We start from the raw sequence: 15,999 nt of genomic DNA, 5'->3' as shown, positions 1-15,999 counted from the left end.
TTAACTTCTAAAATACCGGTTATGATTAGTAAAGACGAATTAAACGAAAACGCCTTCGGCGAAGAAGAAAATAACGAGCTGCCCGAAGAACAAACAGCAGAAGAGCTCGACGCAGAAGTAAGTGAAGAAGAAAAAGAATTGCTGGAAGAAGCATCCACCACTGATCCCACTTACTCCGAAGAACTACGGATGCGCGGCGCCAAGGTAGATAACAGGGATGATGACGGAGAACCGCTTAATGAAACTGATAGCCTTGATGTGCCAGGCGCTGAGCTCGATGATGAACAGGAACAGATTGGCGCAGAAGATGAAGAAAACAATGAATACAGCACTGATAAAAATGACTGATCAAATCTTAAAAACACTGCCATGAACGAAGCTCATTTGATAGACCGCAGAACCGTGGTTACCGGCATCTGTGCCAGCCTGGCGATGGCGGCCATTGCCCCGGTTGCCGTTGGTCAGACGACGCCGCGCAATACCAAAAATGCAGAAGGATTACAGGATCCCGTTTCCAGGTATCCAAAACCTCCTTTTGAGGAACAATCGCAACCCTGGCCCGGACTTGCCGGCAAAATGAACCCCAAACCAGATCACGGCGAGAAAAGCTATAAAGGCTCCGGCCGCCTTAACGGCAGGAAAGCGCTGATCACGGGCGGCGACTCCGGCATGGGGCGCGCGGCCGCTATTGCATACGCAAGGGAGGGCGCTGATGTGGCCATTAACTACTTCCCTTCGGAAGAGCCGGATGCCCAGGAAGTGGTGGCGCTGATCAAAGCAGAAGGCCGCAAAGCAGTTGCCATCCCCGGCGATCTCCGGGAAGAAGCATTCTGCCGGCAACTGGTATCAAAAGCCGTGGAAGGCCTGGGCGGCCTCGATATCCTGGTTAACAACGCTGCCCGGCAGCAAACCAAACCATCCATCGCCGATATTTCTACAGAGGATTTTGACGCCACGATGAAAACAAACATCTATGCGCCATTCTGGATCATCAAAGCAGCCCTGCCCCATCTGAAACCCGGGTCTGTAATAATTGCCACCACCTCCGAGCAGGCATATGATCCCTCCCCGGATCTCTACGATTATGCCCAGACAAAAGCCGCTACCATGAATTATGTAAAATCGCTCGCGAAACAACTCGGGCCTAAAGGAATACGGGTAAATGGCGTTGCACCAGGCCCCATCTGGACACCCCTGCAGGTAAGCGGCGGCGCTACTATGGAAAAGTTAAAGAACTTCGGCGCACAAACCCCGTTAGGCCGGCCAGGCCAACCTGTAGAGCTGGCATCCATATATGTACAGCTTGCAGCAACAGATGCCAGCTATGCAAACGGGCAGATTTACGGCGCCTCCGGCGGTGGCGGACAACCATAGAAGGCTATCTGAAATTTTTTCATTTTGTCTTGAAAAACTGACAGAAAAAAATGACGAAAATTCCTTCCATTACCCTCCGGCACAGCACTTGATCGCGCTTTCTTACGGGACGATATTAAATCCCGTATAGTAGTAATCCAAATAAAAAAAGGAGGTAAGTATGTCAGGTATCCAAAAGAGACGGGCAACTTTCCCGTCATTGTTTAGTCTGTTTGATGATCCGATCAGTCGTGAATTCTTTAATTGGGATAACTCCAACGGTTCATCAAGCGGCACTACTATTCCCGCAGTCAATATCAAAGAAACTGCGGATAATTTTGAAGTACAGATGGCTGCTCCGGGTATGGAAAAAAGCGACTTCAAAATCCAGCTGGACGGTAACACCCTTACCATCACCTGCGACAAAGAATCCAGCATGGAAAGCAACGAAAATGAAAAGTTCACCCGCAGGGAATTCAGTTACCAGGCTTTCCAGAGAACTTTGCTTTTACCCAAAGATGTAGTTGATCAGGAGGGCGTTACCGCGAAGTATGACGCCGGCCTGTTGCAACTCACCATTCCAAAACGGGAAGAGGCAAAGAAAAAGCCGCCACGGTTGATCAATATTGGCTAAACAGTGGCCATTATCCGGAAAGCTATCCTGAATCCGGCTGTAGGATGTAAACCAGCCCAGGTGCAGCAAACCGGCAGATGAAACCCCTTGCCGGATTGCTGCACCTGTTTAAACAAGGTAGCTGTTAAAATCACTTACAAGCCCAGCGGGAGGCAGTGACGGAAAATAGGCAAGTACTGCCTTTCCGACTGGCACAAGCTATAAAGTTATGGAACCTTATTACATCATCGATGCAGATATGAAAATATTAAACGGCTGGTCAAACTTCTGCACGTTTAAAATCGGTGAAGACAAGGAACTGGCTATGGATATATGGGAGCAGGTAGTTAATGACGATACCGGCCTGCTACGTTTAACCCTTATTGAAGTGGCCCATGGAATTGAAGTGATAGGTACCAGGATGTGCACGTTGATCGCATTTGAAAAAAACAGCAGGTTTATTGCCAAGGAGATATTTAAGGCAAATAATTTTAAAGGCCAGTAATTCTTTTGATCCTTACATCTGAAGGATAAAGCCCTCTGTGGAAAAAGTTATCTTCACTTTACCTTTTCAAAAATATATTGGTCAACTACAGTATAATAGGAAATATATACGCCCTCTTTTACATCCTCTACCACTTTGGGATAATTCAAGATCAGGTAACCTTTTTCATCAATTCCGATCTGTGAAACTCCCGCACCTGACTTCACCAGCTTATAAAGCATCATAAATCTCCTGTTCTCAATCTTATATTTGGCCGACATCATTTTTTTGAAATCAGTCTTTCCTTCTTCTTTTGCATAAAGCTTAAAATTATCATCTGAAATAACGGCAAAAGCTTCATCCTTACTTTTATCAGCTAAAAGCACATCCTCAAGCCGGTAATATGTTTTTGTTGGAATGTATGCTGAGTCATTATATCTTATTGAACGGAAACTGATCATCCGCCAGGTTCCGATAAACTTAGCCGGGTCATCAACCATTGTTGCTGTATCAAGCTGGGCATGCGGAATGATGGAATTGGCTGTAACTGAAGAGACTACACCATTCTGGGCAAACCTCATGGAAAGCTGGGTCTTTCTTAATGCGGGCGTAAGAAAATTGTAATAAGTATTAAAGTCCCGATCCCAGTTAGGGAACTCGGTTCTTGGCCTTGAAATTTTATAGTCCAACGGGAAGTTAATACCGGTATCTTTAGCAACTTTCGAAAGTTGTTCAAAATCATTGTCTTGAGCAAACAAATCAACCGATGTTGCAGTCAGAAATAATACAAACAGTACTTTAATAAGATGATCTGGCATAAGGAATCTTTTTGTGAATTGCATCCAGGCGCAACATGTTACCCGTTCACAGTATAAATATAGGAAAACGCCGGGGAAATCAGCTCCGGCAAACTTTTCATGAAAATAAAATCCGCTTCGGAAAATGTTAGTGCCTGTAGCAGCTGCTTCCTATCCTGATGAATTTTACTGCACGCAACTTTCTTTCCGGCAGTCATAAAAAAATGACTTATTGGAGGAGCAAATTATTACGCTGAACTTTATCCGCGAATAATACTTATTTGTCATTGCAGTTATTTCAAAAATGAAGCTACCTGTTTATATTTTAATATCAATGATGCTTCCTGGCAATAAAATCTGCGAGGCTCAAACACAAAAGAAAATGGAGAATAATAATCCTTTATTATGCAATCCTGAAAATGGTATTTGTGAGATTCCTGCATACAATGCAGCATCTGCTAACAGCAACAGTTTTAAATCAGAAAAAAAGCCGGTAAAGATCGTTTACTACACTGATCCCATTTGCTCTTCCTGTTGGGGCATAGAGCCGCAATTACGGAAACTTAAATCAGAATATGGGAAAAGCATAGAAATAGAATACAGGATGGGTGGTTTATTACCCGACTGGAGTTACAACAGCGGCGGCATCAGCAAACCCTCTGATGTTGCCCATCACTGGGATGAAGTAAGCCTGCATTATGATATGCCCATTGATGGCGACATCTGGCTGGAAGATCCGTTACCTTCCTCCTATCCACCTTCCATTGCATTTAAGGCAGCCCAACTACAGGACAACGAAAAAGCAATTTTATTTCTTCGTGAAATAAGGGAAATGGTATTCCTGAAAAAAAAGAATATAACAAAATGGGACTACCTGGAACTGGCAGCCAAAAATGTAGGATTAGACATTGTTCAGTTTAAAAAAGCCTATGAAGGTGAGGCAAAAGACCTTTTTAACAGGGATCTGCAATTAGCCAGGGAAGCAGGAGTAAGAGGATTCCCAACCATTTTCTTCACTGATACAACAGGGAAAACCGAAATGGTTTATGGTTCGAAACCATACAGCGTCTATGAAAATGCTTTGCTGAAAATTCATTCCAATATTTCAAAAAGCCAATACGACAGAAGCTGGCCTTCTTTGTTCTCATCATATCATTCATTAACAGCAAAAGAGTTTACAGAGCTAACAGGAACAGCAAGAAATGAAAGTGAAAAGATGCTGGATGAATTAACGGCAAACGGAAAGCTGGAAAAGCTGGTAACAAAGAATGGAGCCATCTGGATGTCTAAGCATACCGATTAACAAACAAAAGAGCTCCTGTAAGTTGTTTACAGGAGCTCTTTTGATACCGGTTTCTTTGCTGCAATGGCAGATCAATAGCTGATAAGCGGGGACCCGTAAAAGTAATGCGCGCCTCCCCCTATATCTGTGCCCAGGATATTGCAGATAATGTGCTTATCGGTAGTTGGCCCAATCCCCAGCATCGGCGCATAAAAACTGGCGGCATCCATTTCCGCGCCCGGTAATATTTCCCCGGTTGTAACGTCCCTGGGTTGAAAAACATACAGGTTAAAATTAGGGTCCAGCGAAAAATCCATCAGGTGGAAGTCGGCAAGCTGCCCCCTCCTGACGATAGCGAAGCTGACCAGTGTATCTGTACCGTCATATGTAAAAGTTACCGGGTTTTGTTTTATGCGATAAATGGTCACTGCCATGGATTCCGGCATAGTGGGATCATCATAGTAAAGACTTAACAGTACTTTCTTTTCCGGGATATCCTCACTCTTACCACCACTGATGAGCTGCGGTTTCTGCGTACCGGTGGCATCCAGCTGAAGGATGTTTATATTAAAAGACGTACCTGGCGTGGATAACGAAGTATCATAAAGGAGTGCGTTCGACCGGTAATCCTTTATCACCACATGCTGCGTTTCACTGGTGGTTTTAATGAGTTTGCTTACCACGCCTGTGCTAACAAGGCTATCGGTTATCAGGGTATTATTCATGATAACAATGAACCGCGCATCCGGCGCCAGTGAAAGACTACGGAGCTGCATTTGCCTCATACTGGCTTTCTCCTGGAAATCACCTTCCTTGCTGCAAGCGCCAAAGCTTATGGCCAAAAGCGCTATAATGAATATCTTTTGCATTATATAGATCTTATTAGAAATTATAAGTAAAACTCAGGCTGAGATTCCGTCCTTTGAATATTTTGTTATAGGTGTAATCGTATTGTTTGTTGTAATTCGTTCCCTTCGGATCTTTATTCGGACTTGGATCATTGATATTATCCGGATTGCCGGAAAAGAAACCGCCACCCGTATCAGTAGGCTTGCCAACGATCGCGTTCTGGTAAATGACGAAGTCCTGTTGCAGGATATCGCTGATATTGAACCGGACCTCCAGTTTCTTTTTAAGAAGACGGGTGCTCAGCTGCATATCCAATACATCTCTTGGATTTTCATACTGGTCTTCCGCCGGGTAAGTACCGCCTGCTACAATACGTTTTCCGAAACGGTTATAGCCAAAGTTGATGCCCACGATTTCTCCAAAGTAACCGATACCCGCATTTACCGCATAAGGTGAAAGCCCCTGCAACGGCCTGTTCCGGGAGTCTGCCGGCATTTCGGTGAGGCCGCCGCCTATTACGCCGTTGGATGCCGCCAGCAGCGCATCTACATTATAACCTACATTCGATTTCATGATGGAAGCATTACCATTGATGAAAATATTTTTAAGGATGTTGGATGTGCGACTAATGAACCCCAGCGATTTTCTGAAATCAATTTCAAAGCCTTTATTTTCTGAGCTGCGGAGATTAAAATAAAAGAACATCAGCCCTCCACTGCTGCGCGCCGCGATCTGCTCAACAGGACTGGCAAATTTTTTATAGAAGGCGGATACAGAAAACACTTCGCCGGGACCGGGATACCATTCATAACGAAGATCAACATTGGTGATAGTTGCATCATCAAGACGGGCAGCGCCGCGATAGATGTTGCGCTCGCGGAACTCGTAATACATAAAGCGCGACCTTTCCCGGAAATCCGCCCTGGACATGGTTTTGGAATAAGCCAGACGGAGGTTGGAGAGCGCCGTAAGCTGGTAAGTGAGGTTGGCAGAAGGCAGCCAGTCGGTGGTACTGGTTTTCATAATAGAATCCACCGGTAACCCTGTTCCATAGTCGAATGTAATACCGTTCACGTTCATGTCATTTCGCTCTGCACGGATACCCCCTACCAGCCTGAATTTGCGCAGGAACTTCAGATCGGCCATCAGGTAAGCGCCATGCAGTTTTTGATCACCCTCGTAGTTGTCGGCCGGTTTACTGCCAACCGAGCCCGTGCCCGACAGGTTATAGTACAACAGGTCCGGCTGAAGATAGGTGGGCGTAGCCAGCTCGTAGTCGGGCTTCCCAAAGTAAACCCCAACATCAGGATTGCTCCTCGAATCGGCCATCAGCCGCAGGGCAAGACTTTCATAGTTCGCCGTACGAAACGATCCGCTGTAACCCAGTTTGATCTTTTGCTGCTCGTTACGGAATGTAAAAGGGAGAGTGAAATTTACGGCGATGTTCTTCTTTTGCTCATGTAACCTTGAATTGAAAATATTAATGCCGTCCACCATGAAGCCCTGGAACTCCGACAGGAAATAATATCCCTCTCCCACACCAATCGATTCATAGCTTTTTACAGAACGCGTATCCGGCTGATCACGCTGTACATTGACAAGGTCTGCAGCCCAATCTATTTTCAGGTTATGCCGGGTAAAGGTATGCTCGCCTTCCAGCCTGTTGTGCAGGATAGAATTGATGGTGGTGATGCTGGTATAAAGCTCCGTTTGTCCACCGCTGCCTTTATCGAAATCTATTCCCCAGAGGTCACTGGTTTCATTATTGAACCGGCGGTTATAAATATTTTTGAAAGCGATCCTGTGGCGGGCAGTTTGATAGGTAACATTAGCCAATGCGCCTAAAGTGGTGGTAAAGTTGTACACGCGACTGGCGGAATCACTGAAATAAAAGGCGGCAGGAAAATACCGCATTTCGTTCGACTGCAACTCTTCATGACGATAGGTGCCGGCCAGCGTAAGGCCTACCAGCTTCCCTTCAGACAACCGGTACTTACGGCCCAGGCCCAACTGGTAGTTCTGCACTGGCATGTAGTTATATTTCCGCAAACCGAAATTATTGGGAATGGTCCTGTTCTGCGCACTGATGGCTTCACGGTTATTGGTATTGATAAGGAAGCGATAGTGCTGGGGATCCATATCCTTCCACCAGTTGCGGGTCCCATCGTCAAAACCAAGATAATCATACTTCCCTCTTTTGGTGCCTGCAAAGGCATGACCTGTTGAATTGGTATTAATACCGGAGCCAAGGCTAACTGTTGTGTAATTCTCCGAAGGCATGTCCCTGATATTGATCTGTACCAGCCCGCCTGCAAACTCCGCAGGCATATCCGGCGTAGCGGTCTTGTTCACCACGATATTATCAATCAGGCTGCTGGGAATCACATCAAAGGAAAAGTTTTTACGGTTAGGCTCCGTGCTGGGAAGACTGGTACCATTCATCATAACATTATTATACCGCTCGCTCAGTCCACGTACAGTCACAAACTTATCGTCCTGCACTGTCAGGCCACTGATGCGCTTCAGTACCTGTGCCACGTTGTTATCAGGCGTGCGGCGTATCTGCTCCTGGCTGATGCCGTCGCTGATCGCGGCATTGTTCTTTTGCTGCGTATACAGTGAGGCCACCCCATCTTTTTTTGCAGAAGTGGTTATCTCCACAGTGGCCAGTTGTCCTTTCGTTCTTTTCAAAGCAGTGTTGAGCCTGAAGATTTCCTGCTCCCTGACTTCGATCTCACTTACCTTTTGGGTGATATAGCCGATGGAGCTCATGACAGCAGTATAATTCCCTGCGGGCAACGAAATGCTGAAAGAGCCATCTGCCGCAGTGGTAGCGCCCAGGTTGCCGATCCGCACCGTTACACCGGGAACAGGCTCGCCGTTGCCCTCGTCGGTGATGCTGCCGGTAACTTTCCCGGGAGCGGGTGTATCCTGTTTTTTCTGAATGATAATATAGCCGTTCACGTTCCGGAAGGTCAATGGCGTGTGCAGGAACAATTCCTTTAATACCTGCTCCAATGGTTTATCAGTAAAGTTGATCACAGTTGCTTTGTAGCTGTCGATATTTCTGGCATTGAAGGCAAATTCAATACCTGCGGTCTTTTCAATTTTATGCAGGGCATCAAGGATGTTCCCGCCTGCAATACTAACCGTTATCTTCCTGGATAGCGGCGAGTCTGCCTGCTGCGCAAACAGCGGTGTTCCAAAAAGCAGCAGGAACAGTGCTTTCCATAAACCGGAACCTGATCCCGTTCGACTAAAAAATTTCATACTTTTGCTTTGTTTATTTTATTTTGATAAATGCCGGTACTTCGAATACCGGGTATAAGGCGCCTGCTTCCAACAGGCGCTTTTCTTTTTAATGAATAATTACGGAGGTGCTGTCGCGGTTGTTCCATTCACAACGGTTGCCATTAACGGCGCTGATAACTTCTACAAGCTTTTGCGGGTTTTTCCCATAGCGGATCGTAAGGCTATAGAGGTTCCGGCTTACACCGGCATTGGCGGCAGTAATAACTATCCCGTACATCCGCTGCATGGCAGCGGCCATCGTCGCGAAATCAGCCTGCGCCAGCCGCACTTCCCCGCCGGTCCATTCCCCGATCACGGCAGCATCCATGCGGCTTAACTGTGCTGCAGGTTCCGATGGATCATACGACAGCTGCTCACCCGGCAACAGCGTAGCTATTTCTTTATCCTGCCAGTTTACACTTACCTTACCGCTTTTAACGGCCACGTATATACGCGCAATACTACTGTCTGCACGAACCGCAAATGAGGTTCCCAGTACCCTGGTTTGTATGCCCTGTTTATTCTCAACAATAAAAGGCCTGCGCGTATCAGGCGTTACATCAAAGAACGCCTGTCCTTCCTGCAGCACTATCCTTCGTTCTTTCCTGTCAGATGCGGCAGGATAGCTCAGCACAGAACGCGCATCCAGCCATATACGGGAGCTGTCCGGCAACATAATCTCTTTCAGCTCGCCGTTCCCGGTGCGCCATGTCAGCAGCTTTGCAGGCGCCGGATCCCTGAGAAAAAAGAGGGCGCCAATGATGAGCAGTACAGCGGCGGCAGCTGCCCAACCGGGCCAGGGGAAACGCCGTTCCCTGGCAAAGACTGTTTTTTGCAGGATACGCTGGTAACGCTCTTCCGGGGAAGCGCCGGGCTGTCCATCACTTTCCGGCATATCCGAAAAATCGATAGCATCCAGTGCAGCTTCTGCACCCGAAGTAGACAGGTAAAGCTGTAGCAGTACCATTTCCCGTTCGGTGATGGTTTTCTCTTTCTGCTTGCGAAGCAATTTCTTTAACAGTTCGGGAGAAACAGACATGTCAGGGTAGCTTTTACAGGAAGTACCCAAAAAATCGCCCGGAGTAGTACCGGTAACATTAATTTAACATATCGGGTAACAGTATGACAGCAAGGGAGCAGGCGTAGGGCGTAACTTTTGTGCGCAGGTGGTCCAGCGCGAGGCTGACCTGTTTTTTAACGGTGAAAACGGAAATGCCCAGTTCATCGGCAATTTGCTGATAACTCCGGCCTTCCTCGCGGTGCAGGAGGAATATTCTCTTCCTGGCAGGAGGAAGTTGCTGAATGATCTCACGGATATGTTTCTCTATCTCTTCAAAGTACAGTTGCTCCAGCGGCGTCATCTGGCCGGAAGGTCTTTCCGGAAATTCGGTGATGTCTGCCTGGAACACACGCCGGCGAAGCAGTTTAAGCGCTTTGTTACGGCACACCCGGATCAGCCAGCCAGTGATGTCCGGGCCTTCTATGGAAGCCCTGTTCTCCCAAAGACTGGTAAAAACATCCTGTACTACTTCTTCCGCGTCCTCGCGGGTAACGCATATGCTGGAGGCATACTTCATCAGGCGCGCATCATAGGCCATGAAGATCTCGTTGAACGCGCGCTCAGACCCATCCCTGAAAGCGGATATAACAGCAGCTGTAACAGGCGGAAGTTGGGAGTGAGTAATATGCATGCAAGGAAACTGATTTCCACGCAATGATAGTGAGTTAATATTATCAAAAGGTTAAGAACGTAAAAGTAATGCCCCGGCACCTGTATTAGCCGGGGCATTATCATAACATTATCTCATCATTTATGGATAAGTGATCGCTGTGCCCTTGTTATCCGTATTTGCCGGGTTGTTTACGTAGTTGTTTGTCCAGGATCCAAATCCCGGTCCGCTCGGTGTTCCCACATATCCATACGCCGCACCTGAATACCACCTGTTGTTATCTGCGTAAATGTGGCTGCCGTAAGTATAATTATGATTTGATCCATATACGGTATATCCTCCGCCGCCCAGGAGGTTACCGCGTAACAGGATATTATCGATAAAACCATAAAGCGGCTGTATAAAAAATGCAGAGGATGCATTGTTGCCGGCACTACGGATATCAATGTGGTTATCTATTACATTCAGCTGTGCAATGCCATTACGCCTTGTACCACCATCAACATGGTTACCGGCAGGAGTGGTAGGATCACCATATCCCGGCAGATTATGAATATAACAGTTCCTCACCAGGGCGGCGCCATCCAGCCAGAAGCCACCGCCATGATCTGTTATTTCATTTCTTAATAAGGTCACTTCTTTATTGGATGGCGATTGGAAAGGTGCTGCAAAATATTTTCCTGGAACTCCGGTTGCTTCAATACGCGAATCTTTGATCAGCACCGCTCCATTATCAGTACCTACATTCCAGGTACCTCCTCCTGTGCTAATAACGATCCAGCACCTGTCTATAATAATATTACCGGCACTCAGATCCGGGTTCACCAGTTTTTTCAGACTGATAGTTGAACCGGCCGCAATCGGATCGCTATACAATGGCAGCGTGTTTTTATTCACACTCACCCCTGTTAATCCAACATTGGCTGAATCGATCTGCCAGCCCCGCAAACCGCTGCCGGCTGCACCTGTAGTTACACTGAGCGGGGAACTTGCTGCAGAAAGGTTACCTGCTGCATCTTTTGCTTTTATTTTAATACTGTGAACTGTAGAGGGGGTCAATCCATAGATATTAGCCCAGGTACCCGTAACAGAAGCGATCAATACGGTGTCATTGTAAACATTGTATCCTGTAACTTTTACATTATCCGTGGAAGCTGTCCAGCTAAGATCCACCCCGTAACCTGTAATATCGGAAGCCGTCACAGAAGTGGGTGTGCTTGGTGCCGTCACATCCGGGATCACTTCAAAAGTAATATCACGGAAGTAATTGCCTCCATTATAAGTGCTGGTAGGAAATGCACCTAAAGTTGTACCGAAAACACCATTAGAGCCAACCACTGTACTTAAGGGGCCATTGGTAACCGCAGATGCCAAACCACCAGGAGTAGCGCCGTATACTGTATTGGAGTTCACAGTTACTACATAAACAGAATCGGTTGATATTTCATAGGGCGTGCCCAGTGTTGCCGTTTGCCAGCCTGAAGCAGTTTCTCCGGTAAAGGCTACACTGGCAAGCTGGGTTCCTGTTTCCGACCACAAACGCCCGGTGTGGGTACCCGTTTCTCCGCTGTATTTATAATAACGGATCTGTGTGATCTTCCCCTTTAGTATGGATTTGAACTTCATACCCATTTCATACGGGCCATCCGTATCTGATACGGTAGGGGTTTGGGTAGTGAACACATTGTAGGTCTCTTCTTCCTCATCTGATACTGCAAGAACACGGCCCCCCTCAAGGGCTTCAAGACTTTTGGTTTTTGAGCAACCGGTTACGAGTAAGGCAGCCAATAAAAATAAATTCAGGACTTTCATGGTTTTAAGTTTTAAGGTTATACTAAATGACGATCATTACCAGTTTACAAGTACAGGGGTAAAGGGCTCATCATTATCATCCCATACATTGTTCGCCCATACAGCAGGGTAAAACTCCCAATAACTTGCAGGTCCGTAGTCTCCGCCCAAAGGATTTTTTGCCACCGGGTCCGGTGGGTTGCGTCTTACCCTGTTATCTGTGCAGATCCCTGCACCCTGGCCGGCGCCGTTATCCGGGAAATTTAACCTGATGGCATACGCCCCGCCGGTTACCCTGTTGCCTGTGATGCTAACATTCCGCGAAGCGGCGCCCTGCATGAAAATAGAAGCGGTGTTGGATTCATCTAATAACTCTATGTTATTGCCCCTTACAGTTACATTGCCGGAGTTACCCCATATGAACACTCCGTCATGGTGTTTCGATTTATCCTGTGTTACCCATATTTCATGCAGGAAGTTATTCTCTACCAATGAATGGCTCATGGCATCGATCCCTCTTACCACATCATGAATATTATTATTCCGGATAGTACAATTGGTGGCGCATCCGGCAATCCCGCAGTCCACATCATTGGGATTAAAGCCGCCCAGTTCAGGGCCTACGTCGCAGTTCTCAATAAGAATAGATGTCCTGTCGCCGTTCACTCCCGGCACACTGGGCTGGGCGGTATTCTGGAACCAGATTACCGTGCGGTCAAAACCTATCGTCGCATCTCCCCGGACACGACAGCGCCTGATAGTGCAACGTTTTACTGATACGGGAATAGATATGTACCCCGTAACAAGCGCATCGCTCAACACTTCGTTATTGCGCATGGTATAGTTCGCATACGTTCTCTTTGGCTTCCATCCTTTGGGAAGCCCGGTATTGCTGGCGTCAGGCCAGGCCAGGTTGTTGCAGTTCCTGCGTTTTGCGTTGAGCAAAGCATCCTCCCGGAGTACTTTATCCGCATCCTTCAGTAAGGCATCTTTAGCTGAACATCCGCTGAAAAGGGCGCCAATACTTAACAGCAATAGTAGTTGTCTCATTTTTTGGTTGTTTAGATGGTTAATTGTTTAAAACATATTTATGCAATTGGTTCCAATCCCTTCCATAGTAGGCTTTCATCAACAGGTTGATCAGTTCCTGCTGCCCGTTCTTTTCAAAAAGGGAAAGGAGATCATTGAAGATGTAGAACTGAAGCCAATACCCGTTGTTATACTTTTCCCGGCTGCTTCCTGCAGTCATCAGTGAAGCGTACCATTTATAATTGATCTTCATCGCCCGGGCCACCCGGATGGATTGCAAAGCATTGTTCCACATTTGTCCGGCTGCTTTTTCAAACAGATCGTGATATTCCTTATAAGTGAATTGCCTGGTGCTTATTATTTCATAAGAAGAAGCAATACCCAATGCCTTCAGATCTGTAATTTTTTCAAAGGTGGTATCACCGTCAAGATCATGTTTGACCAGGTCAAAAAAACCATCTCCGTCTGTATCTTCATAAGTAATGGTAGGAAACTGCCTGGGCTCATCGGGAATGCGCCTGTATTCCCCCTCATATAATCCGCCCCAGCCCTGGTAACAGGCGGCGTTCTGGTCAATCCTCCAGCAACCTTTTTCTGCTCCGTATAAATGTATCTTACCGTCAAACCCTATATACAGGCTACCCTTCCCCGAATTATCCTCATCCCATTCTCCCCTGTCTCCTGCGGCATCTGCCTGTGGATTATGATCAATCCCGTTATTGTTCTTCCCTATCCTGAAAAAATTTTTTGGCTCATAAAACTCTACCCGCTCCCAACGTTCGCAGTCATCATCTTCATCAAACACCATCCAGCAACGGCTCCATTCGCCCTGGTTAAAAATCTTATACAATGCAGCATCCCTGGAAGTATATACCAATTCTTTTACAGCCCTCCATCTTTTGTCATATAACAGGTGGCTGATCTGATCATCAATGCCTGCTGCGTGGTTGTTATTGATCTGGTGTACCTGGTCTTTATAAGAAAAACCTTTCCCTTCAAAGTACAGGCTCATATCAAAATCAAATTCGTTGGAAGGTGCATTATCATTATCCAGGTCTACAGATACAAAAGCCCGGTTCACAACTCCGTTCAGCGAAATATCCTGCTCCCTGCCTGGTGTGAAATGTCCTTTATCTTCCAGCCGCACCGACATTTCCGTCAGCCCGTCCTGATCCGGGTCGTAAAACAGGAACGGGTTCTCCCAGTTAACCCTGAGGTCTTTGATGCGATAACTGGGAGCATGTGTTTTCAGGAAAAGGGTTTGCCCGTGATAATCTTCAAAGAATTTTGAAGCGCCTGCATGTGTCCAGCATCTCAGCACCAGCTCCTTCCAGTTAACAAAATTGAACGACTGGTCTTTATCCTCATCAATGATCCACATGTAATTACTGCTCCAATCCCAGTAGGTTACCGGCTTCAGGTCACTATTTTCCACTACCAGCTGGATGTCTGCTTCACCATCATGATCAGTATCTATCCAGTCTATGCTCAGGTCGCCCGGCCCGGCAAATATGCCATCGCCATTCCTGTCGATCAGTAAACAGTCATTATCAGGATCACCTTCTTTGTCCTCCCCCTTCATGTCATCATCATCGTCCACCCATATGGCATTGCAGTTATTGAATAACCGCAGCTTTATCAGGTCAGGATCACCATCTCCGTCAAGGTCAATCCTTTCAGCCTGGCCTGTATACCCGGGCCTGAATGCATTCAACAGTGAGTACTGCTGAGCATAGGTGCTATTTAACAGCCCGGCGCAAATAATGATCAGGATCAGTTTTCTGCTCATTGTTTACGGGCTTTTATCTGTGCTATCTCGGAATCCTGCACATGCTGTTCAAATGTTCTGATGTTGAAATCTTTTAAAACATCCTTTACTTTCACTTCCGGCGACAAGCTTTCTATGATGGCCCATTCTTCTTCATGAAAGATGGTGATGCGTATTTTACGGCCGTATTTCTCCCTTATCCTGTCAAACTGGAATACGTGCGGCCACACATGCACAAAAGCCTTTTCCAGGTTAATGGGAGCGCAAACCAGGTTTCTGTTCCATATCCCGGTCTTCGCAATTTCCAACCCCGATATATCACAGATCCTGGTAGTGTCTTTCCGTGTGCTTGACACAACATGATATTTATTCTGCCAGGCCCTGGTGTTAACCATTTGGCCACCGGCGAAAGCTGAGGGCCAGAAAACAATTTCAGCCCCGTTTTCTCTTAATTTGCGCCAGCCATCTTCCCATAGTATATCAAAGCAGATCTGGATACCGATGATGCCAAAATCAGTTTGGAACACCGGTGGCGACAATGTGCCGGGCGTAATACCAAACGATATTTCATCCTCTACGATATGCGTTTTCCGGTATTCTCCCAATCTCAATCCCTGCCTGTCAAGCACCACCGCGGCATTGTACACCTTCCCGTCTTCTTCCGTATATACCGGGCATATCACGTAACAATTGTTGGCCTTTGCAAAGGCAGCGAACTGTTTTATGACATCTGCAGAAAATGCCACTTCTTCTTTAAAAGTGTATTTCCGTTTAATATTGGAAGTATTAAAGAGCTCAGGCATGCAGATGATGTCTGGCTTATAAACAAGCGCCTCTTTCAATACCCCGAATATTTTCTCTGTCATTAGTTCGGGCGTTTCGGCGGTCATGTCCATTTGAGACACACTGGCAATCCATACCTCCCTGCTTGCCCGTTCGGTTGAAGCGGAAGGAGCAAGCAGGACATTTGTTAAGCCACCGGGGGCAATGGTTACGCCCCCTGCTGCCATAGCCGAGGCAGACAGGAATTTCCGTCGTGAAATCATGTTCTTTTTCATCGTTATAATTGGTT

At 46.7% G+C, this 15,999-nt stretch carries 14 protein-coding genes; 5 read left to right on the top strand and 9 right to left on the bottom strand.

The genetic code is table 11. The features are described from left to right. The first annotated feature begins 21 nt into the window (after positions 1–21). From ABIE50_RS17065 to ABIE50_RS17050, 4 genes are all read left to right on the top strand, one after another. Positions 22–348 carry a hypothetical protein gene (locus tag ABIE50_RS17065; RefSeq protein ID WP_209857521.1) on the top strand — a complete coding sequence of 109 codons (327 nt, stop codon included), beginning with the start codon at positions 22–24 and terminating at the stop codon, positions 346–348. A gap of 21 nt (positions 349–369) precedes the next feature. Beyond that, positions 370–1,374, top strand: a complete 1,005-nt coding sequence (locus tag ABIE50_RS17060; RefSeq protein ID WP_209857520.1) for an SDR family oxidoreductase — start codon at positions 370–372, stop codon at positions 1,372–1,374. A 160-nt stretch (positions 1,375–1,534) separates the two neighbouring features. Further along, positions 1,535–1,987 carry an Hsp20/alpha crystallin family protein gene (locus ABIE50_RS17055; protein WP_209857519.1) on the top strand — a complete coding sequence of 151 codons (453 nt, stop codon included), beginning with the start codon at positions 1,535–1,537 and terminating at the stop codon, positions 1,985–1,987. 208 nt (positions 1,988–2,195) lie between these two features. Beyond that, on the top strand, positions 2,196–2,471 hold the full coding sequence (locus ABIE50_RS17050) for a hypothetical protein (protein WP_209857518.1): 276 nt from the start codon (positions 2,196–2,198) through the stop codon (positions 2,469–2,471). A 53-nt stretch (positions 2,472–2,524) separates the two neighbouring features. Here ABIE50_RS17050 and ABIE50_RS17045 read toward each other — a convergent pair whose 3' ends face one another. After that, positions 2,525–3,268: a hypothetical protein gene (locus tag ABIE50_RS17045; RefSeq protein ID WP_209857517.1), complete on the bottom strand. Its 744-nt coding sequence runs from the start codon at positions 3,266–3,268 to the stop codon at positions 2,525–2,527. Between the two features lie 361 nt (positions 3,269–3,629). On the opposite strand from ABIE50_RS17045, the gene ABIE50_RS17040 reads away from it, so the two are divergent. Beyond that, positions 3,630–4,550, top strand: a complete 921-nt coding sequence (locus tag ABIE50_RS17040; protein WP_209857516.1) for a ClpXP adapter SpxH family protein — start codon at positions 3,630–3,632, stop codon at positions 4,548–4,550. A gap of 71 nt (positions 4,551–4,621) precedes the next feature. Here ABIE50_RS17040 and ABIE50_RS17035 read toward each other — a convergent pair whose 3' ends face one another. The 8 genes from ABIE50_RS17035 to ABIE50_RS17000 all read right to left on the bottom strand — a co-directional run bounded on the left by ABIE50_RS17035 (position 4,622) and on the right by ABIE50_RS17000 (position 15,985). After that, positions 4,622–5,398: a hypothetical protein gene (locus ABIE50_RS17035; RefSeq protein ID WP_209857515.1), complete on the bottom strand. Its 777-nt coding sequence runs from the start codon at positions 5,396–5,398 to the stop codon at positions 4,622–4,624. Between the two features lie 13 nt (positions 5,399–5,411). Beyond that, the gene (locus tag ABIE50_RS17030; protein ID WP_209857514.1) at positions 5,412–8,648 is read right to left on the bottom strand and encodes a TonB-dependent receptor; all 3,237 of its coding nucleotides are present in this window, start codon (positions 8,646–8,648) and stop codon (positions 5,412–5,414) included. Positions 8,649–8,736: 88 nt separating this feature from the next. Beyond that, positions 8,737–9,708, bottom strand: a complete 972-nt coding sequence (locus ABIE50_RS17025; RefSeq protein ID WP_209857513.1) for a FecR family protein — start codon at positions 9,706–9,708, stop codon at positions 8,737–8,739. Positions 9,709–9,766: 58 nt separating this feature from the next. Continuing rightward, positions 9,767–10,360, bottom strand: a complete 594-nt coding sequence (locus tag ABIE50_RS17020) for an RNA polymerase sigma-70 factor (protein ID WP_209857512.1) — start codon at positions 10,358–10,360, stop codon at positions 9,767–9,769. Between the two features lie 120 nt (positions 10,361–10,480). Then, complete coding sequence (locus ABIE50_RS17015) at positions 10,481–12,151, bottom strand: DUF4082 domain-containing protein (RefSeq protein ID WP_209857511.1); 1,671 nt, start codon at positions 12,149–12,151, stop codon at positions 10,481–10,483. 36 nt (positions 12,152–12,187) lie between these two features. Continuing rightward, positions 12,188–13,180: a right-handed parallel beta-helix repeat-containing protein gene (locus ABIE50_RS17010; RefSeq protein ID WP_209857510.1), complete on the bottom strand. Its 993-nt coding sequence runs from the start codon at positions 13,178–13,180 to the stop codon at positions 12,188–12,190. A 19-nt stretch (positions 13,181–13,199) separates the two neighbouring features. Next, on the bottom strand, positions 13,200–14,948 hold the full coding sequence (locus tag ABIE50_RS17005) for a hypothetical protein (protein WP_209857509.1): 1,749 nt from the start codon (positions 14,946–14,948) through the stop codon (positions 13,200–13,202). Further along, a complete protein-coding gene (locus ABIE50_RS17000) occupies positions 14,945–15,985 on the bottom strand; it encodes a nitrilase-related carbon-nitrogen hydrolase (protein ID WP_209857508.1) in 1,041 nt (346 codons plus the stop codon). The genes ABIE50_RS17005 and ABIE50_RS17000 overlap by 4 nt, the downstream gene beginning before the upstream one ends. Between the last annotated feature and the right edge of the window lie 14 nt (positions 15,986–15,999).

Origin of the sequence: Chitinophaga sp. OAE865 (assembly GCF_040546735.1) — a bacterium.
Classification (GTDB): domain Bacteria; phylum Bacteroidota; class Bacteroidia; order Chitinophagales; family Chitinophagaceae; genus Chitinophaga; species Chitinophaga polysaccharea_A.
This window is presented reverse-complemented; position numbering and strand designations above follow the sequence as displayed.

Excerpts from the sequence above, each read along its gene's own strand:
- ABIE50_RS17050 (WP_209857518.1), top strand. The coding sequence starts at position 2,196 with ATGGAACCTTATTACATCATCGATGCAGATATGAAAATATTAAACGGC.
- ABIE50_RS17060 (WP_209857520.1), top strand. The coding sequence starts at position 370 with ATGAACGAAGCTCATTTGATAGACCGCAGAACCGTGGTTACCGGCATC.
- ABIE50_RS17055 (WP_209857519.1), top strand. The coding sequence starts at position 1,535 with ATGTCAGGTATCCAAAAGAGACGGGCAACTTTCCCGTCATTGTTTAGT.
- ABIE50_RS17005 (WP_209857509.1), bottom strand. The coding sequence starts at position 14,948 with ATGAGCAGAAAACTGATCCTGATCATTATTTGCGCCGGGCTGTTAAAT.
- ABIE50_RS17010 (WP_209857510.1), bottom strand. The coding sequence starts at position 13,180 with ATGAGACAACTACTATTGCTGTTAAGTATTGGCGCCCTTTTCAGCGGA.
- ABIE50_RS17040 (WP_209857516.1), top strand. The coding sequence starts at position 3,630 with ATGGAGAATAATAATCCTTTATTATGCAATCCTGAAAATGGTATTTGT.
- ABIE50_RS17000 (WP_209857508.1), bottom strand. The coding sequence starts at position 15,985 with ATGAAAAAGAACATGATTTCACGACGGAAATTCCTGTCTGCCTCGGCT.
- ABIE50_RS17015 (WP_209857511.1), bottom strand. The coding sequence starts at position 12,151 with ATGAAAGTCCTGAATTTATTTTTATTGGCTGCCTTACTCGTAACCGGT.
- ABIE50_RS17065 (WP_209857521.1), top strand. The coding sequence starts at position 22 with ATGATTAGTAAAGACGAATTAAACGAAAACGCCTTCGGCGAAGAAGAA.
- ABIE50_RS17020 (WP_209857512.1), bottom strand. The coding sequence starts at position 10,360 with ATGCATATTACTCACTCCCAACTTCCGCCTGTTACAGCTGCTGTTATA.
- ABIE50_RS17045 (WP_209857517.1), bottom strand. The coding sequence starts at position 3,268 with ATGCCAGATCATCTTATTAAAGTACTGTTTGTATTATTTCTGACTGCA.
- ABIE50_RS17035 (WP_209857515.1), bottom strand. The coding sequence starts at position 5,398 with ATGCAAAAGATATTCATTATAGCGCTTTTGGCCATAAGCTTTGGCGCT.
- ABIE50_RS17025 (WP_209857513.1), bottom strand. The coding sequence starts at position 9,708 with ATGTCTGTTTCTCCCGAACTGTTAAAGAAATTGCTTCGCAAGCAGAAA.
- ABIE50_RS17030 (WP_209857514.1), bottom strand. The coding sequence starts at position 8,648 with ATGAAATTTTTTAGTCGAACGGGATCAGGTTCCGGTTTATGGAAAGCA.